Source organism: Campylobacter lanienae NCTC 13004 (assembly GCF_002139935.1).
Taxonomy (GTDB): Bacteria; Campylobacterota; Campylobacteria; order Campylobacterales; family Campylobacteraceae; genus Campylobacter; species Campylobacter lanienae.
Window position 1 is genome coordinate 252,304 of record NZ_CP015578.1, and the last position, 24,297, is coordinate 276,600.

The 24,297-nt window shown below is 33.2% G+C and carries 23 protein-coding genes, 2 tRNA genes, 1 pseudogene and 1 CRISPR repeat array; of the genes and pseudogenes, 16 read left to right on the top strand and 10 right to left on the bottom strand.

The window, feature by feature from the left end:
- Position 1 precedes the first annotated feature (1 nt).
- From CLAN_RS01315 to trxB, 3 genes are all read left to right on the top strand, one after another.
- Positions 2–340, top strand: a complete 339-nt coding sequence (locus CLAN_RS01315; RefSeq protein WP_096018522.1) for a YraN family protein — start codon at positions 2–4, stop codon at positions 338–340.
- 171 nt (positions 341–511) lie between these two features.
- Positions 512–826, top strand: a complete 315-nt coding sequence (gene trxA, locus CLAN_RS01320; protein ID WP_086287782.1) for a thioredoxin — start codon at positions 512–514, stop codon at positions 824–826.
- A 118-nt stretch (positions 827–944) separates the two neighbouring features.
- A complete protein-coding gene (gene trxB, locus CLAN_RS01325; RefSeq protein WP_100590398.1) occupies positions 945–1,883 on the top strand; it encodes a thioredoxin-disulfide reductase in 939 nt (312 codons plus the stop codon).
- Positions 1,884–2,071: 188 nt separating this feature from the next.
- On the opposite strand, the gene CLAN_RS01330 is transcribed toward trxB, so the two are convergent.
- Positions 2,072–3,190 (bottom strand): ABC transporter substrate-binding protein, encoded by a 1,119-nt coding sequence (locus tag CLAN_RS01330; RefSeq protein WP_100590399.1) that lies wholly within the window; start codon positions 3,188–3,190, stop codon positions 2,072–2,074.
- A 20-nt stretch (positions 3,191–3,210) separates the two neighbouring features.
- Positions 3,211–3,771 (bottom strand): c-type cytochrome, encoded by a 561-nt coding sequence (locus CLAN_RS01335; protein WP_100590400.1) that lies wholly within the window; start codon positions 3,769–3,771, stop codon positions 3,211–3,213.
- A gap of 870 nt (positions 3,772–4,641) precedes the next feature.
- Between CLAN_RS01335 and CLAN_RS08445 the strand changes: the two are divergent.
- The 5 genes and pseudogenes from CLAN_RS08445 to cas4 form a co-directional block, all read left to right on the top strand.
- Positions 4,642–6,311, top strand: a pseudogene (locus CLAN_RS08445) (hypothetical protein); the annotation flags it as partial.
- Positions 6,312–6,518: 207 nt separating this feature from the next.
- A complete protein-coding gene (locus tag CLAN_RS01345) occupies positions 6,519–8,360 on the top strand; it encodes an HNH endonuclease domain-containing protein (RefSeq protein ID WP_332057407.1) in 1,842 nt (613 codons plus the stop codon).
- Positions 8,341–9,294: a CRISPR-associated endonuclease Cas1 gene (cas1, locus tag CLAN_RS01350; RefSeq protein ID WP_100590403.1), complete on the top strand. Its 954-nt coding sequence runs from the start codon at positions 8,341–8,343 to the stop codon at positions 9,292–9,294. Before CLAN_RS01345 ends, cas1 begins: the two co-directional genes overlap by 20 nt.
- 1 nt (position 9,295) lies before the next feature.
- The gene (gene cas2, locus CLAN_RS01355) at positions 9,296–9,565 is read left to right on the top strand and encodes a CRISPR-associated endonuclease Cas2 (RefSeq protein WP_141080632.1); all 270 of its coding nucleotides are present in this window, start codon (positions 9,296–9,298) and stop codon (positions 9,563–9,565) included.
- Between the two features lie 9 nt (positions 9,566–9,574).
- Positions 9,575–10,141 carry a CRISPR-associated protein Cas4 gene (cas4, locus tag CLAN_RS01360; RefSeq protein WP_100590404.1) on the top strand — a complete coding sequence of 189 codons (567 nt, stop codon included), beginning with the start codon at positions 9,575–9,577 and terminating at the stop codon, positions 10,139–10,141.
- Between the two features lie 204 nt (positions 10,142–10,345).
- Positions 10,346–11,698: a CRISPR direct-repeat array (repeat unit 37 nt; unit sequence GTTGCAAATTATACCACAATCCAACTTGGTTTGAAAC).
- Positions 11,699–11,801: 103 nt separating this feature from the next.
- Here cas4 and CLAN_RS01365 read toward each other — a convergent pair.
- Both CLAN_RS01365 and CLAN_RS01370 read right to left on the bottom strand, forming a co-directional pair.
- Positions 11,802–12,155, bottom strand: coding sequence for a helix-turn-helix domain-containing protein (locus tag CLAN_RS01365; RefSeq protein WP_100590405.1), 354 nt, complete (start codon positions 12,153–12,155; stop codon positions 11,802–11,804).
- A gap of 11 nt (positions 12,156–12,166) precedes the next feature.
- Positions 12,167–13,138, bottom strand: a complete 972-nt coding sequence (locus CLAN_RS01370) for a hypothetical protein (RefSeq protein ID WP_100590406.1) — start codon at positions 13,136–13,138, stop codon at positions 12,167–12,169.
- A 560-nt stretch (positions 13,139–13,698) separates the two neighbouring features.
- On the opposite strand from CLAN_RS01370, the gene CLAN_RS01375 reads away from it, so the two are divergent.
- Together CLAN_RS01375 and CLAN_RS08260 are read left to right on the top strand one after the other, a co-directional pair.
- Positions 13,699–13,950, top strand: a complete 252-nt coding sequence (locus CLAN_RS01375) for a hypothetical protein (RefSeq protein WP_096014874.1) — start codon at positions 13,699–13,701, stop codon at positions 13,948–13,950.
- A gap of 40 nt (positions 13,951–13,990) precedes the next feature.
- Positions 13,991–14,146 (top strand): hypothetical protein, encoded by a 156-nt coding sequence (locus tag CLAN_RS08260; protein ID WP_167368916.1) that lies wholly within the window; start codon positions 13,991–13,993, stop codon positions 14,144–14,146.
- A gap of 696 nt (positions 14,147–14,842) precedes the next feature.
- On the opposite strand, the gene CLAN_RS01380 is transcribed toward CLAN_RS08260, so the two are convergent.
- The 6 genes from CLAN_RS01380 to ribE form a co-directional block, all read right to left on the bottom strand.
- The gene (locus CLAN_RS01380) at positions 14,843–15,484 is read right to left on the bottom strand and encodes an ABC transporter ATP-binding protein (RefSeq protein ID WP_096017684.1); all 642 of its coding nucleotides are present in this window, start codon (positions 15,482–15,484) and stop codon (positions 14,843–14,845) included.
- Positions 15,485–15,486: 2 nt separating this feature from the next.
- Positions 15,487–16,551 carry a translation elongation factor Ts gene (gene tsf / locus CLAN_RS01385; protein WP_086226836.1) on the bottom strand — a complete coding sequence of 355 codons (1,065 nt, stop codon included), beginning with the start codon at positions 16,549–16,551 and terminating at the stop codon, positions 15,487–15,489.
- Positions 16,551–17,327, bottom strand: a complete 777-nt coding sequence (gene rpsB, locus CLAN_RS01390) for a 30S ribosomal protein S2 (protein ID WP_086225552.1) — start codon at positions 17,325–17,327, stop codon at positions 16,551–16,553. Before rpsB ends, tsf begins: the two co-directional genes overlap by 1 nt.
- Positions 17,328–17,461: 134 nt before the next feature.
- On the bottom strand, positions 17,462–17,668 hold the full coding sequence (locus CLAN_RS01395) for a hypothetical protein (protein ID WP_086225553.1): 207 nt from the start codon (positions 17,666–17,668) through the stop codon (positions 17,462–17,464).
- Between the two features lie 3 nt (positions 17,669–17,671).
- Complete coding sequence (pgeF, locus tag CLAN_RS01400; RefSeq protein WP_100590407.1) at positions 17,672–18,352, bottom strand: peptidoglycan editing factor PgeF; 681 nt, start codon at positions 18,350–18,352, stop codon at positions 17,672–17,674.
- Positions 18,336–18,947, bottom strand: coding sequence for a riboflavin synthase (gene ribE / locus CLAN_RS01405; RefSeq protein WP_086234998.1), 612 nt, complete (start codon positions 18,945–18,947; stop codon positions 18,336–18,338). Before ribE ends, pgeF begins: the two co-directional genes overlap by 17 nt.
- A 97-nt stretch (positions 18,948–19,044) precedes the next feature.
- Here ribE and mnmG point away from each other — a divergent pair, with 97 nt between their 5' ends.
- From mnmG to CLAN_RS01435, 6 genes are all read left to right on the top strand, one after another.
- Positions 19,045–20,910, top strand: a complete 1,866-nt coding sequence (gene mnmG / locus CLAN_RS01410; protein WP_100590408.1) for a tRNA uridine-5-carboxymethylaminomethyl(34) synthesis enzyme MnmG — start codon at positions 19,045–19,047, stop codon at positions 20,908–20,910.
- Between the two features lie 155 nt (positions 20,911–21,065).
- A complete protein-coding gene (petA, locus tag CLAN_RS01415) occupies positions 21,066–21,572 on the top strand; it encodes a ubiquinol-cytochrome c reductase iron-sulfur subunit (RefSeq protein ID WP_086225557.1) in 507 nt (168 codons plus the stop codon).
- A gap of 10 nt (positions 21,573–21,582) precedes the next feature.
- Entirely contained in the window at positions 21,583–22,830 is a 1,248-nt protein-coding gene (locus tag CLAN_RS01420) for a cytochrome b (protein ID WP_086304975.1), read from the top strand.
- A complete protein-coding gene (locus tag CLAN_RS01425) occupies positions 22,827–23,852 on the top strand; it encodes a c-type cytochrome (RefSeq protein ID WP_096018501.1) in 1,026 nt (341 codons plus the stop codon). The genes CLAN_RS01420 and CLAN_RS01425 overlap by 4 nt, the downstream gene beginning before the upstream one ends.
- Before the next feature lie 279 nt (positions 23,853–24,131).
- Positions 24,132–24,206, top strand: a tRNA-Gln gene (locus tag CLAN_RS01430).
- Between the two features lie 10 nt (positions 24,207–24,216).
- A tRNA-Met gene (locus tag CLAN_RS01435) sits at positions 24,217–24,291 on the top strand.
- Positions 24,292–24,297: the final 6 nt, after the last annotated feature.

Consider the following 24,297-nt stretch of genomic DNA (forward strand, 5'->3'; position numbering starts at 1 on the left):
TTTGGGCTTAAAAGAGTATCTCTTTGGGCATGCAGCTGAGAAAAAAGCAGCCAAATATCTAGCTACCAAAGGCTATAAAATTTTAGGATTAAACTACAAAACCAAATTTGGAGAGATTGATATCATTGCTACTAGCAGATCAACTCTTCATTTTATAGAGGTCAAAGCCTCTACAAAAGATTATGAGACCATATATAGAGTCACAAAATCCAAATTAGAAAAAATCATAAAAGCTATTGATTTTTATATTTTAAGCAACGGTTTGGATATGCCATATCAGATTGATTTGGTCTGTATCAATGGTGATGAGATTGAGCTAGTAGAAAATATATCATATTGATAAATTTTTATATTATGTTATTTAAAATTTAACAATTAATAAAATTTATTAACTTTTATATTTTATAATACTCTTGATTTGATGAAGTTTGAGTTAGATAAAATTATAATTGTTAGTTTTAATTTAACTTTTTTAATGTATAATTTTATTATAAACCACAAAGGAGATAAAATGGGTAAATATATTGAATTAACTGCTGAAAATTTCAATATCGCTAAAGAGGGTGTTGCTTTAGTAGATTTTTGGGCGCCATGGTGCGGACCATGTAGAATGCTAGCTCCAGTTATTGATGAGTTGGCTGAAGAGTTCGATGGTAAAGCTAAAATCTGTAAAGTAAATACAGATGAAGTTCAAGATCTAGCTGTAGAATACGGCGTTCGCTCTATTCCTACTTTGCTATTTTTCAAAGACGGCGAGATCAAAGAGACATTAATAGGCGCTCAATCTAAAACTGCAATCGCAGAAAAACTTAACTCACTTTTATAATTCAAACGGGGCTTTGCCCCGACTCACTTCATTTCAAATCAATTTTTAAGTTAAATTTATTTTTATGTAATATATCTGTAATATTGTATAGATATAAATTTAAAATTAGGAGACTATAATGTTAGATGTAGCTATAATTGGTGGTGGCCCAGCTGGTCTTAGTGCAGGGCTTTATGCTACTCGTGGTGGGTTAAAAAATGTTGTAATGTTTGAAAAGGGTATGCCTGGTGGTCAAATCACTAATAGCTCTGAAATGGAGAATTATCCTGGTGTCGCTACTGTTATGGATGGTATGAGTTTTATGAGCCCGTGGCTTGAACAATGCACTAGATTTGGTCTAAAACACGAAATGGCGGCCGTAGAAAAAGTATCTAAAAATAGCGATGGCAGCTTTACTATCACTTTAGAAGGTGGTAAAACTGAACAAGCAAAAGCTGTAATTGTGTGTACAGGCTCAACCCCAAAAAGAGCTGGCTTTAAAGGTGAAGATGAATTCTTCGGTAAAGGTGTTAGCACTTGCGCTACATGCGATGGATTTTTTTATAAAAATAAAGAAGTAGCTGTTTTAGGTGGTGGTGATACGGCTATCGAAGAGGCTGAATATCTAACTAGAATTTGCTCAAAAGTATATCTAATTCACCGCCGTGATACATTTAGAGCTGCTCCAAGCTCAGTTGAAAAAGTTAAGAAAAATGAGAAAATTGAGCTAATTTTAAATGCTACTATAGATGAAGTCTATGGTGATAGCGCTGCTGGTGTAAAAGGGGTGAAAGTCAAACTAGCAGATGGAAGCATAAGAGATTTAGCAGTGCCTGGCATATTTACATTTGTGGGTCTAAATGTAAGAAACGAAGTGCTAAAAGATGGAGATAAATTTATTTGCGATATATTGCCATCAGGTCAAGTAAAAGTGGATTTAAAAATGCAAACTTCAATTCCAGGTTTATTTGCCGCAGGAGATTTAAGACAAGATGCGCCTAAGCAAGTAGTCAGTGCCGCCGCAGATGGTGCTGTAGCTGCACTTAGTGCTATGAGTTATATTGAGAGCTTACACTAATATTTTAGCCACTTGTTAATCCAAGTGGCTCTTTTAAATTCACAATCCAAGATTAATCATCATTGTAAAAAGCAAATTTATCGCTATAATGAGTATGGTGAAATATTAATTATTTAATAAATTATCTTTGAATATAAATTTTGGTTTGAATTTAATAATACATTCAAACCAAAATTGTGAAATTTAGCTTAATTAGGATTTACAGTATCTTTATACATAGCCTTGCCGCTAGCGATCTCTTTTATGACGATAGAACGCTCTGCGTTGCCCTTTTTGTCTATATTTATGATACCTGAAACGCCCTCAAAATTTTTAGTGTTTTTAATCTCTTTATTAATGCACTCCTTATCAGTGGCATCAGCGCAACGATTCATCGCATCTATCATTAAATAGTATGAATCCGCTCCAAGAGCGCTAAATCCAGGCACATTGCCATTTCCGTTTGCTTTGGTGTATGCTTCTATAAAGGCTTTTGATTTGGCTGTTGGTGGATTTGAGCTATCAAAAGCATCGGTATATAAATACCCATTAGACGCATCTCCGGCTAGCTCTATAAATGTATCATTGCTCACACCATCGCCACTAGCAAATTGCGATTTAATGCCTATTTGCCTAGCTTGACGCACTAATAGCGCAGCCTCTGGATGATAAAACGGCATATATACCAAATCAGGATTTAGGCTATTGATTTGTGAGACTATAGCTTTGAAATCTTTATCTCCGCTGCTGATTTTTAGCTCTTTTAGAATTTTGCCACCTTGTTTTTCAAACTCTTTTTTAAATGCTCTAGCTAGGCCTATTGAGTATGAAGTGGATTGATCTATTATCAAGATAGCATTTTTCATATCTTGTTTTATCGCCCACGAAGCAAAGCTTGTCCCCTGAAATGAATCCATAAAAGTAACTCTAGCACCATATTTTGATCTATCTAGTAGCTTATCAGCAGTGGCGGCTGGAGCGATCATCGGGACCTTTTTTTCGTCTGCGATTTGTAATACTTGTTGAGTATTTCCAGTTACCATAGCACCGATTAATCCGCTTACTTTATCTTCGCTAACTAACCTTGTAGTGGCTGTGGCGGTCTCTACCTTATCGCCTTTATTATCCACTAATACCAAACTAATTTTATCGCCATTTTTGAGTGTTGGCTCTAGTTGATTAGCTAGTTTGATCCCAGCCCACGCAGTCTGACCATACGCAGCGACAGATCCCGTGATAGGCATTATCACGCCGATTTTGATCTCTTTAGTAGCCGCTGAGCTTATAGCTATTGCCGCAGCCAAAGCAATTAATGAAAGCTTTTTCATCTTTATCCTTTGTGTTGAGTTTATTCTAAATAACTACCTTGTTTAGTCGGAGTGGTTCTCATCTCGCCACTATCACTATCATCATCTACGATAAAAGCGTTATCGCCTTTTAAATACGCTATTATGTGGCCTAGATCTCTTAAATTTAATTTTGTGGCTATCGGTGCCATTAGGTATTTTAAATTCCCACCATATTGGGCATCACCCCTATATCCAGCTATAGAATCAGCTATCTCATCGCCACTTATATCGCTTAATCTCTCAGAGACTCCCATAGCTTTTTTACTTCCTTTGTCGCCGTGGCAAGACTTACACTGCTTGTCATATAACTCTTTGCCTTTAGAGCTATTATAATTGGCTCTTTTATCCACGCCTATATTTAGAAATCTACCGGTTTCATAATCCTCTGTTGAATCTGATTTTTCGTATATTTTCACACTTAGATTATTATCTTTGGCGTGTTTTTCTACTAAATTTTTCAGCTCTTTGCCAAACTCACCATCAGCTTCTATTATGTAGCTATCTTGCCCCCAAGCTAACATAGGAATGATAGATAGATATATTAAATTTGAAATCTTCATTTATATCCTTATTTTAAATAGACTTAATTATATATAAAAATATTTTAATGCGAGTTTAAAAAATATAGATTGTTATAATAAATTATTCTGAAAAAATAATTATAAAATAGAATAATATTATTAAATATTCTGAATATTTAATAATATTATAGATTATTATTTTTTATTGTCAAAACTTTAAGCTACTTTTTATTTAATGTTTTTCTATTTTATATATCTTATTTAAAATTTTTTAAAAAGGATATATAAAATGTATTTAAGTGAAATATTAGATAAGGATTACGGCACAAAGCTATAGTCGTGGCTATGAACTCATATCGATAACCAAAGAAGAGTATGATAAATTAAACCCAAATGATAGACACTATGAGACAAAAGCTACTCATATGAGTGCGGTGGTGAGAGATCGAGAACTTGTTATACGACAGAAGAGTATTATTATAAAAAAATAGTAATTCCAAAAACTTGTTGGAGCTACTAAAATTTAAGATAAAATAATAGAAGCCATAGGGGGTGTATTTCCCCACTTTCGTGGGGCAAGACTTAATAAGCCTTGACAACAATTATACAAAGTAGTATAATTACCGTAAATACATTAAGCATTTATTCTACTCTCCTTTCTATGGAGACAGAATTTGCCATAGGGGTACCAGCCCTATGGCATATCCCCATAACAAAATTATATCATTATAAACTTCTAATTTATCTTAAATTTTTAGTCTATTTTAAGCCACAAAATATGATTAATGGATGAAAATATCTAATCAAATTTAGTATATTTTTGATAAAATAGCAACAAGAGTGCTTAATTATTTAGTAAAATAGGTTTAAAAAGGGGAGAGTATGAAATCTTTATCAATAAATATAGATATGGGCGCTATAAATAATGGTATATTTATAGCCACTTGTCAAGATGATAAAATAATAGATAAAAATGCTTTTGATATAAAATTTGATAAAGGCAAATTAAACTTTTCAAAAATCGACAGAACTCTTAGAAGGCACACTAGACGCTCATTTGATAGAGATAGATTTGTTTTAAGACTTTTAGGTGAGATTTTGCCGTTAGAAAATTTAAGTAATAACCAAAAAGAAAAGCTATTTGGGCTTTTTAAAAATCGTGGATTTAACTATCTAAATGTAAATTTTAACGCAGAGATTGATAGTGATAGCTTAGAGATTTTAAATGCCTTGGATGGATATTATTTTAAAGATTGTAGAGTTTTGAGTGATTTTGAAAATAGTATAAGCAAGATTTTTAACGAGCTTGAAAATGATGAAATTTTAGTTTTTTTAGATGATCAAGCGCAAATTCTAAATCAAGCAAAAGAGCAAAAAAATAAAATCTTAAATAAAAATATTAACGCAATTTTGGAGTTTTTAGAAAGTATAAAAAATGAAAGTTTTAAAAACAACAAACACAGAAAAAGCTATCTAAAAGATATTAAAAACGAGATAGAAAATTCATTTAAAGATATAATTTTAAAACTAAAAATATTTAAAAATTCTCAAGAATTCTACTATTTTATAGGCAATATAGCCAATTTTCAAACTAGAATTTTAAGGCGATATTTTAATGCTAAATTTGATTTAGTCTTTGATGATGCTAAGCTAAAAAAGAATATATTAAGAAATATAAATTATTTAGATTTTATAAGCACTGATGAAAAGGCTAATAAAAGCAGGATTTTAGAAAATTTAAATGCTTTTTCGACTTTGGAATTTTTAAAAAATACAGAGCCTATAATAACTATCCACCTTATGAAAACGCCAAAAACAAAAAACCTCAATCTTGCCAAGCCCTTGTAATAAATGATGAAAAAATCACCCCAAGTTTAAATGATATAGCGCGCAAAATTTTATCAAATAGCAATTTTGAACGCTTAAAAACCGATGAAAATGGCGTTTTAGCAGATAATATCAAAGATAATGAAATAGCTAAATATTTACAGAGAATTTTAGATATTTCAAAGGGAATTTTAGATGATAAAGAGCTTTATCCAAGGCTTTTAGAAAAAGATGAAAATGCTAAAATTTTTGCCCAAGAGATTAGACTAAATAGCACAGAGCTAAAAGAGTTTAAAGATTTTGCTAAAAAATATTATGATGAAGTAAATTTAGCTAAAAAGGGTACAATAAAGAACGAGCTTTTAAAGCCTTGTTGCTTACACACTCCGCACAAAAATAAGAATAAAAACGCTCTAATTTCGGCTCTATTTCTAAAATCAATCACGCAAAAAGAGATAGAAAATTTAGAAGATTTTTTCGCTAATAATAAAATAAGTGGCAATCAAACTTTCAAAGGATTTTTTGAGCGACTAAGCGAATTAAAAAAGAGATATCAAAATAGATTTTTCCATATTTTAGAGCATGAACCAAGCAAAGAGCTTGAATGGATTTTGAAAAATTATAAAAAAGTTATGGAAAAAATAGTAGAACATAACTCTAATTTCAGCTTTAAAGCGCCTTTTGATACTAGCACGATAAGCACAAATTTCAACTACCTAACTCAGCTTGGCGACATAATATTTGATGAAAAAAGCCGTGGTTTTGCTAAAACTTGTAAATTTCACACACTTGAAAATCTCATACGATCAAGTGCTAAATCAGCCATCGCATCACGCTTAGCTTCAAATTCAGCAAGGCTAATAAATGGCAAAATAGAGATGTATTTAGATCGCTTAGCTCATGAAATTATCAAAAAAATTGATTTTACAGATATTTATAATATACAAATAAATGTAGAGATGAATAAATTTAACTTTGAGTCAAACCTAAGCAAATTAGGACTTGCCAAAGAGAGACAAAAGGATGAAGAGAGCTTTATTTGCCCATATTCTGGTGCTAAAATCAGCCAAATAAATTGCGAATATGACCATATTTTGCCACGCTCAAAAGGGCTATATAACTCACTAACAAATCTAATCCCAACAAGCTCTACTAGCAATCAAATAAAAAGCAACACAAAATATCTATTAAGCAATTTAGATGAAAATTATCTAAAATATATTTTTGCTAAAACACAAACCACTGATTTAAATTCATTTAAAACTTTTATCGATGAAAATATCAGCAAAATTGATGAAAATGACTTTACAAATTTTAGAAATCTTAGCTTTTTTGAGCAAATCGCATTTAGACATGCGCTCTTTTTAGATACAGATGATAATAGCTTTAAAAAAGCGCTAAGACTTTTAAAGCTAGATACCATAAAAACGCACTCAAACGGCACTCAAAAACGATTTATAAATATATTAATTGAAAAAATTTCAAAGCTTACAAAGAGTGAAATCGATATAAATTTCATAGATTCAAAGCTAGTAAGCTCTACTAGAAAAGATCTAGCACAAAATGATACAAGCATAGCAAAACAAGAGTTCCAAGATAGCCATAGCCACTGCGTGGATGCTAGCATTGTTTTTTATCTAGCAAATAGCAAAATAATTAAAGGCCAAATAGAGCCAGATTATGATTATTTTAAAGATATTTATCCAAAAAATAGCGATATAATTTTGCCGCAAAGTAAGCAATATTTAGAGCTTAATCAAAAAAGCCAAAAAAGCAAAAAGCTCTTTGATGATAGTGTTTATTCTTTGGTTTATGAGGGTAAATTTGATGAAAAACAAAAGAAAATTCTAACTCAATATGAGCTTTTAAAAGAAAATGGCTTTGTAGATACTCACAAGGTTTTTGAGCTGATTTTTAAATCTTTTAAAGATAAAGATACAAGCGTTCTAAAAGATATAAAATTCCTAGACAATTACTTAAAAAGCTATATCCGCAAGGATATCTTTTCTATATTTTTTAACGAAAAAGGTGAGTTAAAAGAGGCAAAAGAGCTTAAATCCGCCACCAAAAATATAGATAAATTTTACACCATTTTATCTCAAAACCAAGATAAAATCTATACAATCAAGCTAGATGAAAAAGCCAAAGAGAAGAAAACTCTACAAAGAAATAAAGTAATAGAGCTTTACAAAGAGATATTTTATACTAAAAACGCCAAGCCAAGGGCAAGGGACAAAAATAGAGTTACTTTCTCACTGCCTGTTTATGCCAAAGATACTAAATACGCTATTAAGCGAAATTCTGGTTTTGCTGGACTAAAAAATAAAGATATAGCTACAAAAACTTATATCGATATTGATAGTAGAGAAATTTTAAAGATTCCATATTACAGCACAAATGTTTTGCCAATTAGAATTAGTGATATTTTGGTAATTTTAAGCCTACAAAGCAAAAATGCCAAGCAAATTTATAAAGTAAAAATCGCAGACAATCTCCCTAAACAAATAATCTCGCTAGATTTTATCCTTAGCCAAGCAAACAGACACGAAGTGCTAGTAAGCTTTGATAAAAGTAAGCTAGAAATTCAAAATATCAATGACGATAATGATGAAAATGCCTTTATCCAAAAATATTTATGCGATGATTTTAAGGAGTTTTTAGGCAAACCAAGAGATAATAAGATCGAAATTATCAAAAATAACGATGATATTTTAGCTATAAAATACTGCGTAGAGAGCACTTCAAAGGCAAATAAAGAGATTATAGTAAAAGCTCTAAGCGATGAAGCACCTAGTGCTTAATAGCTTTGGGCTATTCTTAGGGCTAAAATCTCAGCGTTTAGTAGTTTATAAAAATAGAGAAATCATCAAAGAAATAGCCCTAAAATCGCTCAAAACTATTTCTATAAACTCAAATGGAATTAATATTTCAAGTGATTTAGTCTTTGCTTGTTCTATCCGTGGTATAAAGATATTTTATGCTAATTTTACTAATTTTTCAGCCACTCATACACTTTATGAGCATAAAGGTGTAAATGTATTAAAAGAGCAGTTTGCTAGTGCGACAAATGGCAAAGATATAATCTTAGCAAAAGAGCTTATCATAGGAAAAATTAAAAATCAACGCTCTACTATTTTATATTTTTCTAGGAATTTTACCGCCAAGCAAAAAGAAAATATCTTAGCAAGCTTTCAAAAAGCCCTACAAATACTAAAAAATAAAAATCTTAATAAAGACGAGATTTTTGGTATAGAAGGCAGCGTGGCAAATGCGTATTTTGAGTATTTAAAGCAAAATGGATTATTTGCTGATAGTTTTGAGATAAGAACCAAAAGAAATAGCACAGAAATAACCAACCAAGCACTAAATTACGGCTATGCTATATTGCTAAATTTTGTCTATAAAAGCATAATCAATGCCGGGCTTAACCCATATTTTGGAGTGCTTCACTCTATGCGCAGCTCAAAACCATCTTTAGCACTTGATATTATGGAAGAATATCGCAGTTTTGTAGTAGATAGAAATATTATCAAACTTCGCTCATCTCTAAAAAATAGCTTAGAACAAGACGATAAGAGATTAATTGCTTCAAATATTCTTAACACAATGAGAAAAAAGCTTATCTATAATCATAGAAAACTTACATTAGAAAGCATTATCCAAAGGCAAATTTATAAAATTTCAGCTTTCTTTTGTGATAATAAAAAATATAAATCATATATTTTTAGGTGGTAAAATGGATTATTTGATAGCTTATGATATAGAAGATAATAAAAATCGCTCAAAAGTTTTTGAAATGTTAAAAGATTTTGGGCTAAGAGCTGTTCAAAAGTCAGTGTTTTTCGGTGAGCTTAGCAATGCTGAAAAAATTGAAATAAAAATATTTTTATCAAGATATTGTGATAAAAATGATAAAGTTATCATAACTAAATTTGATTTAAAATTTGAAGATTTAATCGGCTATGAAAAAAGCGATTTTGAAAAACTCGAATTCCATATTATTTAAGTATATAAAATGATTTTAGTAAGCCATATTAGACAATTTATATTCTGCCCAAGAATATTTTATTTTTATAATTTTTGTCATTTTTCGCCCAAATATCCAGAGTATGTAAAACATGGTAGCGAGTTTCACGCTTATCAAGATGAGTTATTTAAAAGCAGAAAATTCCTTAAATTCAGACTTAATTTTAAAAAAGCTCATAAAAATTTATATTTAGAAAATGAAAAATTTGGCGGAGTTTTGGATTTGGTCTTTGAATGTGATGATGAGATAATAGTAGTAGAGTTTAAAAACCAATCAAAGCCAATTTTAAGCAAGGGTGCAAAAATGCAGCTTATAGCATATTCTAAACTTGCTAGCAAACATTTTAAAAAGCCTTTTCATAGGGTGATTTTATGCTACTCAAATAATCTAAAATTTAAAATCTTTGAAATTTATAAAGAGGATTTAGCTTATTTTGATAAAACACTAACGCAAATTCAAGATCTATTAGAAAAAGGATATTTCCCCCAAAGCTCAGCTAGCATTACAGCTTGTGCGCAATGTGAGTTTAAAAATTATTGTGATGATAGAGAATAACCGGGGGTGCCAAAGGCAGTTGCCCCGATATGAAAACACCTTGTGGTGATTTCAAACGCTATAAGCTAGATTATGGTATAATTTGCGCTTGAATTATAACATATTTTTCCACAAATTCGCCACTTTTTGCGATTTTTTTCTAAGTGGAAAAAATTTTACAATTAACTAAGCACAAAATCCCTAAAACAGGGCATTTTGTGTGGAGTTGCAAATTATACCACAATCCAACTTGGTTTGAAACAATAATTTGTCTAGGCTAAAATTAGCTACTATATCTGGTTGCAAATTATACCACAATCCAACTTGGTTTGAAACTTTTCTACATTTTCATTATAAGCTTGCTCTAATTCGTTGCAAATTATACCACAATCCAACTTGGTTTGAAACATAGTGATGATTTTCCAAAATCGCTTAAAATACCGTTGCAAATTATACCACAATCCAACTTGGTTTGAAACTCCCAATATTTGCCTTTTAAAACATCCTTAACTACATGTTGCAAATTATACCACAATCCAACTTGGTTTGAAACCTCAAAGTGGAGCCTATAAAAATACAATTAGAAACGTTGCAAATTATACCACAATCCAACTTGGTTTGAAACACAAATGCGTTTATTTTCTCTCTAGGGCTTGATTTTTGTTGCAAATTATACCACAATCCAACTTGGTTTGAAACTCATTTATGTTAAATGGATATTCCGTGAGCCACATTAAGTTGCAAATTATACCACAATCCAACTTGGTTTGAAACTAAAAGCAACATTAGCTCTAAGAAAACCAGTATCAGTTGCAAATTATACCACAATCCAACTTGGTTTGAAACTTAAATATCACTATGCGAGTATATGTAGAAGCTAATGTTGCAAATTATACCACAATCCAACTTGGTTTGAAACGGATATAAGCTCCAAAATACTCTAGGCACGGACGCCCGTTGCAAATTATACCACAATCCAACTTGGTTTGAAACTATAGATAATTATTGCCCCCATTCCCAAAACTCCAGTTGCAAATTATACCACAATCCAACTTGGTTTGAAACAGCATCGTCACTCTCTCGCCTTTCAGCAAAATTTGGCGTTGCAAATTATACCACAATCCAACTTGGTTTGAAACTATATGGGGAGTAAAAATCAAATAGCTAAAGAGCTGTTGCAAATTATACCACAATCCAACTTGGTTTGAAACCTCAATTGATGGGGTAAGTGTGAGTTATCAAAATAGTTGCAAATTATACCACAATCCAACTTGGTTTGAAACATTAAAGTCCGTCAAGAAAAAATGTCAAAAAAGTTAAGTTGCAAATTATACCACAATCCAACTTGGTTTGAAACTGCTAATTTGTCCCGCACTGCCTAAAGCTTGAGATGTTGCAAATTATACCACAATCCAACTTGGTTTGAAACTAATTTCTTTAATTACTTCACGTCTGTCTAGCGTTTCAGTTGCAAATTATACCACAATCCAACTTGGTTTGAAATATATTAAGCTTCATACCAGTAAGACAGGGGGATATATGTTGCAAATTATACCACAATCCAACTTGGTTTGAAACGAGTATCTAAGTGCGGTGGTAATCCCTTTTGTAACGACCATCTTTTAATTTAAACATACCTTATTGCCTTTGCTTATATTATAAGACCCTCTTATAATTTTGCTTAATTTCTCTCCTTTCTTAATAAGTTTTCTATGAACTCTCTTCCTTTTGGTGTTATAAATAACTTTCTAGCTAAGTTTCTAGTATCTCTATCATCATAGGCTTTACTTATAAAACCATTATCATAGAGATATCTAGCGTGAATGCTAGTATTAGCCGTAGTCCAGCCTAGTAACTCAGCATAGAAAGCCTGTGTTTCTCCTTCGTGTTTTGCTATTGTAAATAACAATATAAAAAGCTTTATAGAGTAGCTCTTTACAGCATTACCATTACCATTAGTAGGTGGTTTAAAATTATCTAATCTATTTAAAAGCGTTAGAGCTTCACTGACCCTATCTAGATATGTGTTTTGCATTCTGTTCTCCTTTATATTAACTCTGCTTTAATTGCTTTATCTAATGCTTTATCATCTTCTAATGCTCTATAAACATCAGGATTAAACCTTTCATCAACTAATTCTACTATCTCCCAATCTTCTACCGTTTTCTCTAGCCTATAATTATTATCACCAGTTTTAGGGTGGATTGTTATATGTAGCTCTCTAAAAGCCTGTGGTTTTTTCACAATCCCCAACTCCCCCTTATGTCTCTCATAAAGAGTATATAAACTTATTGATGCGTTATTATACACAGTCTTAGAGCTAAAGAGTTTATTAAAAGACCTACCGTCCATCTCAAAATTATTCGTAAAGCCCCCCATACCTTGTATATATTTTTCATATTTCTTTAGCTTTGCTATCTCTATAACTACCTTTCTATCTTTCGTAGTTACTTCTATAGTTCTAACTCTATCAACAAGTTTAAAAGATATCTTAGCATTTAGCCAATTATTGCAACGCCTACTTAAATGTATTTTCTCATAGGTTATAGGATACCTATACATAGTATGCCCCTTTAGTATCCTACAATCAGCTTCAGCCTTTTCCTTAAGCTCCTTTGGTATTAAGCTCAAACCCATTAATTGTAACTGAGCTATATAGGTAACATCACTATCACTATCATATCTAAAGCCATTATTCCTAGCCGTTAGCCATAATGAACGCCCTGAGTTATGCCCTGATATTGCCCCAGTAGCCCCTATACAGAATATAAACCCAATTACAATAACCGCTATAAACCAAGGGTTATACCCATAGGCTATACAAGCAAGTAAGGCTATGCCCCACACAGCCCATATCCTTAACAGCAATTCATTAGCTTTTGCTATTTCTACTTCAGATTTCTTTGGTAGTTCGCCTGTTCTAAGTAATTCTATATCGTGCTTAAAATGTTCCCTAACCCATATAGGGTCAGCGTGGTGGGCTTCTATTATTCCACCTTGAGCTTTTATAATTGCCATCTTGCTTATCCTTAGGTTACTTTCGGTTATGCTTTTTTATTACATTTAGAGCATAAGCATAGCTCTATATTGCCTTGTTTTTCTAATACTTCCTTAACTTCTGCTTCACTAATGGGATATAGTTTTGCTCCGCACTCTTTACAAATGCGTTTATAATGTTGTAAATTATACCACAATCCAACTTGGCTTGAAACACAAATACAAAAATTTTACAAACACTCAAGACTTTATAAATGCTTTTAGAATTGTGCTTACAAAAAAGGGGAGCAAATAGAGCTATTTTATGATGAAATTGCCCCAGAATTAGGTATAGCGGCTAATTTTGATGATATAGATTTAGTAAATGCTTCGTTATATAAAATTTATCAAAGTGATGAGCTCGAGCTGATAAGTTTAAGAGAGAGATGATTTTAATGCGTATCTCTACACAATATTATAAATATTTTGAGCGTGATAATGTAGAGAAGTTTTTAAACAATTTTTAGGAGAGTAAAAATATCAAAAATTAAAAAAATTTTTAGATTTATAAATAATTATTTACCAAAAATTTATTAAAATAGTTGAACTTTAAACAAAGGAAGAAAAATGAAAAAAAGTTTAGTGATTGGTGCTTTAGTAGTTGGATTTTTAATGGATGTGCTACGCTTACAGAAGCTTATTCTGACACAGTAAATAGCATCAATGAGACAGCAAGAGAAATCAATGCTAAGAATGAGCAAAATAGAAATAAAAATAATAAAAGCACAAATACAAATAATAAATATGAAGCATTAAGTGAAGATGGAGATACTGGATTTGGAACAGTGTATTAATATTTTATAATATAAAATTTTAAGTATTTAAAGGCAAAAAATGATAGAATTATTTAAAAATATCGGACTTGGTATTTTTGTAAATGGTGCTTTTGCTTGGCAGTTTGGTGAAGCAACAGTTAAAGGCTTTTTAGCTATTATTGAAGGAATAGCAATAATGGCAATAGCGATATACATAGAAAAAAGGAGTAAATAATGAGCGGACTTGATTATATCTTAATCGCAGGTGCTTTCATTTTGGTTTATTTAAGCATTAAAGCATATCAAATTTTCAAAAAACCACAACACTAAGCTAACTCAAACATATCGCTTTTAAAAAATAAAAATTTAAGGCGATATTAGCATACACCAAAATCATCTCCCCAAATAAATCTCTTTATCTTTAACTTCATTTTCTCTTATTTTAGATTTAGAGTAAGAGAAGTTTTCTCTCTCTTATAACGCTATCTTTATCTAGTAAATTTACAGCCTTTTTATACTCTTTATATATGAAGCTATCTCTATCTATGTTATTACCTTTTTTCTTTTACTATTTTTTCAATCTTTTCAAATCTTTCATCTATTAAATTAGATAGAAATTCTTTATTTTTTTCTAATTGTTTTAGATAGTTAGAGTATTCTTCAAAATTCATATCCGATTGTTTTAATATGTGTATGCTTTTATCTAAGCTATCAAGCTTTTTAGATAGATTAAATATATTGTTTTTATCATTGCCAAATACCTTGGCATAAGCTAAAGAGCTATTTTAGCATTTTAATCAAGCAGTTTTTTAGTAGCTTCAATGGAGTTTTTAACTCTAATGTATGTCTCATAATCGCCTTTGCTAGTTAATCCTTTTGAGTGGAGTTTTTTAAAGTTGTAAAAATGCCTTTTGGATTTGGGTGAAATTGGTTAAATTTGGTATTGAGTTAAGTGCTGATTAGATAGTTGGTATTTTATATCGCATAATTTGGCTATATCTTTATCGTGCGTTACTAAGACCAAAGCGGCGTTATTGGTTTTGACATAGTCAAAGATTACGCTCATGACCTCTTTAGCAGTGGTTTGATCTAGGTTTCCAGTCGGCTCATCAGCAAAAATAATTTTAGGATTTTTGGCTAATACTCTAGCTATACTAACTCTTTGCTGTTGGCCGCCGCTAAGTTCGCCGATTTTTTGATTTACTACTTTATCGATTTTTAATGCTTTAAGGAGGTTTAAATTAATTTTTTGACCGCTTAATATAGTGGCGAGTTCGATATTTTCAAAGCCATTAAATCCTTTAAAAAGATAATGTGCTTGAAAAATAATCCCAAAATCATATCTGCGAATTTTTAAAAGTTCATCACTACTTAGCTTATAAAGTGATTTATCATTATATATAACTTCACCATCAGTAGGCGATAAAAGTGTAGATAAAATGTGTAAAATTGTAGATTTTCCGCTACCACTAACACCCATAATAGCAGTAGTAGTAGCGGGTCTGATATCTAAATTTATATCGTTAAAGAGCAAATAGTCAAATTTATGAGATAAATTTAACGCCTTTAACATTATTAAGCCATTTGAGCAGCTACTTCAGCAGCAAAATCCTCAGTCTTTTTCTCTAAGCCTTCGCCAACTTCGAATCTTACATAGCTTACAATTTCTATTTCACCACCAAGTTTTTTAGCCTCTTCAGCTATTACTTGCTCAATAGTTTTTTTGTCATCCATTACATAGAATTGCCCTAAAAGAGTAAGTCGTTGGTCAAGTTGAGTATTGTCAGCTATGTATCTCTCTATTTGACCTGGAAGGATTTTATCCCATATAGCTTCAGGTTTGCCTTGTTTTCTTAGCTCTTCTTTTAATTTTTCAGTTGCTTTGGCTATCACTTCATCGCTTAATTGTGCTCTACTAGCAAATTCAGGTATTTTGTGAAGCGGTTTTTTAAGGCGGACTAGCTCTTCATTCTCTTTTTCAAGCTCACCTTTAAGAGCTAGATACTCTTTTTCTACAAAATCCGGGCTAAACTCTTTATAGCTTATAACTTGAGGTTTCATAGCCGCTGCATGCATGCAAAGATTTCTTAAAAAATCGCCAATTTTGCTAGCTGTCGCTTCAGAGTCGCAAGCAGCGCCTATTAAGACACCAACACGGCTATTTGAGTGGATATATCCAGCTACAATTCCATTTTTGCTAGCTTTAATGGTTTCAAATCTTCTTACAACTAAATTTTCACCAATAGTAGCGATTTGGCTTTGGAAAAACTCTTCAAATTTAACCCCGCCAATGCTTGACTCTTTAAGCTCATCAATTGTGGTGATTGCGTTAGTTTGGACATGTAGAGTTGTATTTTTAACTAAATCAACAAATGTAGCATTTTTAGCCACAAAATCAGTTTCAGAGTTAATTTCTGTTATAGTAGCTGTTTTGTTATCACTGCTTACAACTACGCTTACAAGACCTTCGCTAGCTAAGCGATCAGCTTTTTTAGCAGCTTTGCCAAGACCTTTTTCTCTTAGTATATCAACTGCTTTTTGCATATCTCCATTAGCTTCTTGAAGAGCCTTTTTACAATCCATCATTCCAGCTCCAGTGCTTTCACGGAGCTCTTTTACCATATTTGCGCTAATTTCCATTACTCTTCCTCGCCTTCAGCCATAGCTTCTTCTAATATTTCATCTTTTTCTTCTTGAGTTGGAGCTTCTATCTCTTCGCTGATTTCGCCATCTTGATCTCTTAAAGCTTTACCCTCATTGATCGCTTCAGCCATCTCTTGGCAGAATAGCTGAACGCTTCTGATAGCATCATCATTGCCTGGAATTGGGTAGTCAATGATATCTGGATCGCAGTTTGTATCTATAGGAGCCACTACTGGTATTTTAAGTTTGTTAGCTTCTGCTACTGCGATTCTCTCTTTTACTGTGTCAATTACAAATATCATATCAGGGAGTGTTTTTATATTTCTGATACCGCCTAGAGTTGCTATTAACTTCTCTTTTTTGCGTCTTAGCATTAAAGCTTCTTTTTTGGTAAGTAAATTTATAGAGCCATCTTCTTCCATAGCTTCTATAACTTCAAGTTTTCTAATTGATTGTCTAATGGTCCCAAAATTCGTCATCATACCGCCAAGCCATCTGTGATTTACATATGGCATACCGCATTTTTCAGCATACTCTTTTACTGCGATACCGGCTTGTTTTTTAGTGCCGACAAATAGTATTGTTTTGCCTTCAGCTGCGGCGTCTCTTACTATATTATAAGTATATCTGAAATATCTAATAGTTTTTTGTAAATCTATTATATAAATGCCTTTTCTCTCGCCAAAAATGAATTTTTTCATCTTTGGATTCCAGCGTCTTGTTTGGTGACCAAAATGTACACCGCACTCTAGTAAATCTCTCATAGTAACCATGAGTTTCTCCTTAAAAAAATTTGATTAGTTTATTCCTCTATGCTCCTTAGCAGCGACATTAACTGCAACTAAACAAGGATTAGCATATGTGAAATGAAGTGCGAATTGTAGCTAAATTTAACTTATTTTTTGCTTTATTTGCTAAGTTGAAATTTCTCTTTAATACTTTGAAGTGAAGAGAAAATTTCTGCGATTTTTTCTAGGTCGCTACTTTCTATTTCAAATTTTTTTGGGCGAAAAAATAGCTCCAAAAGTGCCAAATTCTCTCCAAATTCCAATCCATAATTCCTAGCATTTTGTGAGATTTTTAAAAGCTCGATATCGGTGAATTTCTCATACATAATTTATCCTTTTAACATTATAAAACCAGCAAATCTACCAGTTAAACCGCTCTTGCGATATGAGTAAAATCTATCATCGCAGTGGCTGCAAATATCGCTAAATTCATAATCTTTGACACCGATGCCATCAAGCTCAAATCGCAAAGCCCCATCTAGATCAAATTTAAAACCATCTTTAAATTTATTAAATTCCCCCAAATTTAAATCCCCAATTTCATAGCAATTTTTTTTGATATTTGGGCCTATTATTGCTTTGATATTTTTAGGATTTGAGCCCATTTTATCTATTGTTTTGGTTATGATTTTTGAGATGGCTCCAGCTCTACCGGCATGGATAGCTGAGATTAAATTTAGCTTTTTATCATATAAAAGCACAGGCGAACAATCAGCCACCATAACACATAGCCCAACTTGGGTTAAATTAGTAAAAATCGCATCGCAAGGCTCTAAAATTTGGCTAATATCGCTTAAATTTTGGACTATATCAGAGTGAATTTGCTCCATGAAAATTAATTTTTTGGCTTTGATTTTGTGAGCTAAAATTTCTCTATTTTGCTCTACTTTTAGCTTATTATCGCCCACATGATAGGCTAAGTTTAAGCTCTCATAAACACCCTTGCTCACACCACCAAATTTGGTTGTAAAACCAGCAATAACCTTATCGTTATCAATAGATACTAGCATAAAAATCAGCCTGTTGCCAAGTGAGAGTTTGGTTTTTTGAGTTTAGAATTCTATCAATATAACGAGCCAAAATATCGCTTTCTATATGGACTCTTCTACCTATTTGGAACTCACCAAATAGCGTATCTTTCATACTTATAGGGATTAGGGTTAGACGCATTAAATTTGAGTTGATATCATTGATTGTTAGGCTCACGCCCTCAACTGCGATGGCGCCTTTTTTGGCTATTAGATGTAAAATTTCATTTGGTAATTCTATGATAAAATCCACCCCACTTGCTAGTCTCTTAATATCTCTAATAACCCCAATAGCATCTATATGCCCTTGAATCAAATGCCCATCTATCCTATCGCCAATTTTCATAGCTGGTTCTATATGGACTCTGTTTTTGTAATTTTCCAAAGCCAATATATTAGCGCTTTCGCTGCTTAATTCTACCACAAATCCATCTTTATCAATCTTTGTTACGCTCAAACAAGCCCCATTTACCGCTATGCTATCACCTAAATTTGGTTTATGAGTAGCCTTGATACTTAGATTTTTACCATCAAAACTACGCACAACACCAATCTCACGAATCAGTCCATTAAACATAATCACCTCAAATTCGAATTGAGAAATTATAATCTAAATTTATAAATCTTTTACTATAAATTAGATAAAATCGCCCCTAAAAATCACAAGGCAAATTATGGAATATGATGTTATCGTAGTTGGTGGCGGACATGCCGGGATCGAGGCCTCACTCGCAGCAGCTAAAATGGGAGCCAAAACTCTATTAATCACAATTTTAGCCGAGCAAATCGGTGCAGCTAGCTGTAATCCCGCAATTGGCGGATTGGCCAAGGGGCATTTAGTCAAAGAGATTGACGCTTTAGGTGGTCAAATGGGGCTTACGACTGATGAGTGCGGGATACAGTTTCGCCTCTTAAATGAGAGTAAAGGCCCAGCAGTGCGTGGTAGTAGGGCTCAAATAGATATGGATAGATATCGAATTTATATGCGAAATTTGCTTTTAAACACGCCAAATTTACAGATCACTCAAGAGATCGCTACTGAAATTTTAACGCAAAATAACAAAATAATAGGGGTAAAAACCCATTTAGACAACACTTATCACACGCAAAAACTCATCATAACAACGGGGACATTTCTCAATGGCTTAATCCATGTAGGAATCAATAAGCTAGAAGCCGGCCGTGTCGGTGAGCTAAGCTCAAAAGAGCTATCAAGCTCGCTAAAAAGCCTGAATTTAGAAATGGGTAGATTAAAGACTGGCACCTGCCCTAGAGTACTAGCAAGCTCAATTGATTTTAGTGTTTTAGAAATTCAAAATGGCGATATCGATCCACAGCCTTTTAGCTTTAGAAGTAAAAATTGGAGCAAAGAGCAACTTCCATGCTATATAGCCTATACCAATGAAACTACTCACGATATTATCAGATCAAATTTCGATAGAGCACCGCTATTTACAGGTCAGATAGAAGGAGTAGGGCCAAGGTATTGTCCAAGTATCGAAGATAAGATAAACCGCTTTGGAGATAGGGAGCGCCATCATCTATTTATAGAGCCTCAAACCTTAGAAGCGACTGAATACTATATAAATGGATTTTCAACTTCACTCCCTTATGATGCGCAAGTAGCAATGCTAAGGTCTATTAAGGGCTTTGAAAATGCGATTATCGTGCGACATGGATATGCTATAGAGTATGATTATGTCAATCCAACCGAGCTTAAACATACCTTAGAAACTAAAAAGATTAGTGGGTTATATCTAGCAGGGCAGATAAATGGCACCACAGGATATGAAGAGGCTGCCGCTCAAGGGCTTATGGCTGGTATAAATGCTGCGTTGAATTTACAAAATAAAGAGCCTTTGATTTTACGCAGAGATGAGAGTTATATAGGGGTTTTGATCGATGATCTAGTCACAAAAGGGACAAAAGAGCCTTATAGAATGTTTACTAGCAGGGCGGAATTTAGATTACTTTTAAGAGAGGATAATGCGAATTTAAGGCTTAGTAAATATGGATTTGAGATAGGTTTGCTCGCAAAAGAGGCTTATGATGAGGTTGAGGCTTTAAGGGATGAATTACAAAAAGCTATGGAAATTTTGCTTACAAAAGAGATAACGCCTAATAAAGAAACTTTGGAATTTTTAGCCGCCATCGGTGAAGAGCCAATAGGTGAGAAGATAACGCTACAAAAATTGGTCGCTAGAAAGAGCTTTGACGAAAATAAGCTTAGAAAGCTTGAGCCGTTTTTTGAGAATTTAAGCAAAAATTCAATAAACCAAATTCTCACAGAAGCGAAGTATTATCACTATATCGCACAACAGCATATAGAAGTTGAGAAGATGAAAGGGCTTTTAAATATCAAAATTCCAAATGATTTGGATTTTAAGACAATTAGTGGCTTGAGTAATGAAGTGGTCGAGAAGTTAATCAAATTTGCTCCACCGACTTTAGCGGCCGCATCAAATCTCAGCGGAATCACCCCAGCGGCGATAGATATCCTTCATATCGCTATTAAAAGGCACAAATCTACACTTAGCTAAGCCAATGAGCTTGGCTAATTTTGTTTATAAAAACAATTCTAATTAAATAAAATTTTAACTTTAAAATGGTAGAATTGTAGCTTTAGTTTCACTTTTATATTATAAAAGTTAGCTTAATTTCAATGCTAATAATTAAATCAATAGAAAGGAAAGAAATGTCTGTTCAAAAGCAAGAAAGACGAGATTTCATCGGAATGGCATTTGGCGCTGTCGCAGCTGTGGGTGGTGCTTTTGCTTTAGTAGGGATGAAAAAGTCTTGGGATCCGCTTCCTAGCGTTAAAGCAGCAGGTTTTACCACAGTAGATCTAAGCCCTATGCAGCCTGGCGAATTTCGCCAAGTAGAGTGGCGTAAAAAGCCTATTTTTATCATTAAAAAAGATGAGAATATGAAGGCTAACCCTTCAAGAGATGTAGTGGTAGGTAATGAGAATTATATAGTTACAATCGGTCTTTGTACGCACCTTGGATGCATACCTAGCTGGAGTGCTAGTGATAAGATGTTTAAGTGTGCCTGTCATGGTGGAGAGTTTGATTCTGATGGTATGAATGTATTTGGTCCGCCACCACGCCCACTAGATATTCCACCATTTAAAATTGATGGGACTAAACTTGTGCTAGGCGAAGAAGGCCCTGAGTACAAAAAATTAGTCGCTACAGCGTAAGGGAGAATTTATGGCACATATTACAAAAGCTACAAGCGTAAGAGATTGGTTCGATCAGCGTATAGCTCTTACAAAGTTATGGAATGTCCTAGCAGGGCAATACTGGATACCTAAAAATATCAATTTTCTTTGGGCAATGGGCGTGATTTTAACCGTCTTATTTACCTTGCTTTTTATCAGTGGTTTATTGCTTTTAATGTATTATAAACCAGATGCGAATTTGGCATTTGATAGTGTGAATTACACTATTATGAAAGAGGTTGAGTATGGTTGGTTATGGCGACATATTCACGCAGTTGCGGCATCTGTGATTTTCTTAATTATCTATATTCACGCATTTGTTGGAATTTACTATGGTTCATATAAAAAAGGCCGTGAGATGATATGGATTAGCGGTATGTTGCTTTTCTTGATTTTCTCTGCTGAAGCATTTAGTGGATATATGCTACCATGGGGACAGATGAGCTACTGGGCAGCGCAAGTTATCACTCAACTATTTGGTGGAATTCCATTTATTGGCGGTGCGTTAGTTGAGTGGATTAGGGGGGATTACGCAGTTAGCGATCCTACACTTACAAGATTTTTTATGCTTCATGTATGTTTATTACCTATTGTTATTATCATGGTTATAGGGCTTCATTTTTATACTCTTAGAGTTCCACATGTAAATAATCTCGAAGGTGAAGAGATAGATTTTGAGCTTGAAGCTGAAAAATATCTAAAAGGCGATACTATAAATTCAAAAGTTATCCCATTTTGGCCAGGATTTTTAAGTAAAGATTTCTTTTATGTATCTTTATTTATGATATTCTTCTTCTATTTAGTGAGTTTCCATTTTAATTTCGCCATGGATCCAATCAACTTCGATCCAGCTAACGCAGCTAAAACACCAACTCATATCTATCCTGAGTGGTATTTCTTATGGCAATATGAAATTTTGCGTGGATTTTTCTTTGATATTGGACCTTTAAAAGCGGCTGATATAGGTGCTTTGGCTATGGCTTTTGCCGGAATTTCACTACTATTTATGCCTTTATATGATAGAAGTGATGTTGTAGCGCCAGCTCACAAAAGAAAAGGCTTTTGTGTGTGGTTTTGGTTGCTTATTATTGATTTAATAATCCTAACAGTGTATGGCAAACTTCCTCCAACAGGATTTAATGCTTGGATAGGTTTCTTTGCTTCAATCGGTTACCTTGCGTTGCTACTTGTAGTACTTCCTATCATCACAATCAAGGAAAGAAAGGCAAATAAATGAAAGAGTTAAAAGCGTTTTTAATTGTCGTCCTTGTTACAGGCGCTATTTATTGGGGTGTTGAGCCGTATGCGCACTCAGTTTTACACCCGCATGTTGAACCAGCAAATTTTGATTTTGCTAAAGAGGATGTAAATTTAGCAAAAACCAATGTAGAAAAAGCGGAATTAGCATTAAAAACCGCTAAAGAGGGTGGTGACAAAGCTATAATCGAAGGTGCTACAAAAACCTTAGAATCAGCAAAAGCCAGTTTAGAAAAATATAGCGCATTTTGGGCTGATATCAATAGCATTGACCTTAGCAAAGGTGATGCTACCTCAGGTGAGAGTTTAGTAGCAGCTGCTGGGTGTACAGCATGTCATAGTATAAAATCAGCAGGATTTGAACCAGCAATGGATGATAAAAGTGCTAGTGAAGCTTATGGTGTAGCTCCACCAGATCTTAGCAATATCGGATACCTATATGATGGTAAATTCTTAGCTGCACTTATCAAAGATCCAGCTATGGCGTTAAAAGTCACACATAAATTCAATGATACAAATCCATTTCCTATGACCGCATTTTATGGTGCTGGTGGCGATCTAAATCAAGAAATAGCCGATATAGTAGCATACTTTAAAAGTATAGCACCAAAAGAGATGAGTGATAGAGATGTATTTGTAGAATCTTGTGCTAGATGCCACGATATGAAATATGTCAATGTATTTGCCAATGGCAACAAACAGAGCATTTCAACATATCTAGGTATGACCCCACCAGATCTTTCTATGTATATTAGATCTAGAAATGAATTGTATCTAAACAACTTTATCAACGATACTCAAAAAATGCTTCCAGGCACATCTATGCCTCGTGTAGGTCTAAATGAAAAAGCTCAAAAACAGGTTATTGAGTATATGAGAGAATCAGGTGATAGCAAAAAAGATGAGAGAGAGACAACGGGCATATATATTATGATATATTTTGCTATTCTTAGCTTATTTGCTTGGGCGTGGAAACGCAAAATTTGGTCTAAACTACATTAATATACTTAAAGATTTAGGGCGAATTTCGCTCTAAATCTTACAATATTCATATCTTTAATCCATTTATATAAATCAAATCTAATGTTATATTATTGTTTAATTAAAATATAATTTTACTACTTTTATAAGCGCAAAATTAGCTTGACACTGATAATGTAAAAGATAGAAACTAACTTTATAACATAAGTTAAATTTAGAATAAATTTGAATATTTTTCGCCAAAATGCTTGACAAAAGTTGAATAATATTGTATAATTCCAATTCATTTTTATTTCATATTGGGGTATCGCCAAGCGGTAAGGCAACAGGTTTTGGTCCTGTCATTCAGAGGTTCGAATCCTCTTACCCCATCCACCTCTTATGACGCGAGATGGAGCAGTGGTAGCTCATCGGGCTCATAACCCGAGGGTCGGGGGTTCAAGTCCCTCTCTCGCAACCAATAATC

What these genes read in the sequence shown, in the direction of transcription:
- trxA (WP_086287782.1), top strand. Translation starts at nt 512, where the DNA reads ATGGGTAAATATATTGAATTAACTGCTGAAAATTTCAATATCGCTAAA.
- trxB (WP_100590398.1), top strand. Translation starts at nt 945, where the DNA reads ATGTTAGATGTAGCTATAATTGGTGGTGGCCCAGCTGGTCTTAGTGCA.
- CLAN_RS01330 (WP_100590399.1), bottom strand. Translation starts at nt 3,190, where the DNA reads ATGAAAAAGCTTTCATTAATTGCTTTGGCTGCGGCAATAGCTATAAGC.
- CLAN_RS01335 (WP_100590400.1), bottom strand. Translation starts at nt 3,771, where the DNA reads ATGAAGATTTCAAATTTAATATATCTATCTATCATTCCTATGTTAGCT.
- CLAN_RS01345 (WP_332057407.1), top strand. Translation starts at nt 6,519, where the DNA reads ATGAATAAATTTAACTTTGAGTCAAACCTAAGCAAATTAGGACTTGCC.
- cas1 (WP_100590403.1), top strand. Translation starts at nt 8,341, where the DNA reads ATGAAGCACCTAGTGCTTAATAGCTTTGGGCTATTCTTAGGGCTAAAA.
- cas2 (WP_141080632.1), top strand. Translation starts at nt 9,296, where the DNA reads ATGGATTATTTGATAGCTTATGATATAGAAGATAATAAAAATCGCTCA.
- cas4 (WP_100590404.1), top strand. Translation starts at nt 9,575, where the DNA reads ATGATTTTAGTAAGCCATATTAGACAATTTATATTCTGCCCAAGAATA.
- CLAN_RS01365 (WP_100590405.1), bottom strand. Translation starts at nt 12,155, where the DNA reads ATGCAAAACACATATCTAGATAGGGTCAGTGAAGCTCTAACGCTTTTA.
- CLAN_RS01370 (WP_100590406.1), bottom strand. Translation starts at nt 13,138, where the DNA reads ATGGCAATTATAAAAGCTCAAGGTGGAATAATAGAAGCCCACCACGCT.
- CLAN_RS08260 (WP_167368916.1), top strand. Translation starts at nt 13,991, where the DNA reads ATGATAGAATTATTTAAAAATATCGGACTTGGTATTTTTGTAAATGGT.
- CLAN_RS01380 (WP_096017684.1), bottom strand. Translation starts at nt 15,484, where the DNA reads ATGTTAAAGGCGTTAAATTTATCTCATAAATTTGACTATTTGCTCTTT.
- tsf (WP_086226836.1), bottom strand. Translation starts at nt 16,551, where the DNA reads ATGGAAATTAGCGCAAATATGGTAAAAGAGCTCCGTGAAAGCACTGGA.
- rpsB (WP_086225552.1), bottom strand. Translation starts at nt 17,327, where the DNA reads ATGGTTACTATGAGAGATTTACTAGAGTGCGGTGTACATTTTGGTCAC.
- CLAN_RS01395 (WP_086225553.1), bottom strand. Translation starts at nt 17,668, where the DNA reads ATGTATGAGAAATTCACCGATATCGAGCTTTTAAAAATCTCACAAAAT.
- pgeF (WP_100590407.1), bottom strand. Translation starts at nt 18,352, where the DNA reads ATGCTAGTATCTATTGATAACGATAAGGTTATTGCTGGTTTTACAACC.
- ribE (WP_086234998.1), bottom strand. Translation starts at nt 18,947, where the DNA reads ATGTTTAATGGACTGATTCGTGAGATTGGTGTTGTGCGTAGTTTTGAT.
- mnmG (WP_100590408.1), top strand. Translation starts at nt 19,045, where the DNA reads ATGGAATATGATGTTATCGTAGTTGGTGGCGGACATGCCGGGATCGAG.
- petA (WP_086225557.1), top strand. Translation starts at nt 21,066, where the DNA reads ATGTCTGTTCAAAAGCAAGAAAGACGAGATTTCATCGGAATGGCATTT.
- CLAN_RS01420 (WP_086304975.1), top strand. Translation starts at nt 21,583, where the DNA reads ATGGCACATATTACAAAAGCTACAAGCGTAAGAGATTGGTTCGATCAG.
- CLAN_RS01425 (WP_096018501.1), top strand. Translation starts at nt 22,827, where the DNA reads ATGAAAGAGTTAAAAGCGTTTTTAATTGTCGTCCTTGTTACAGGCGCT.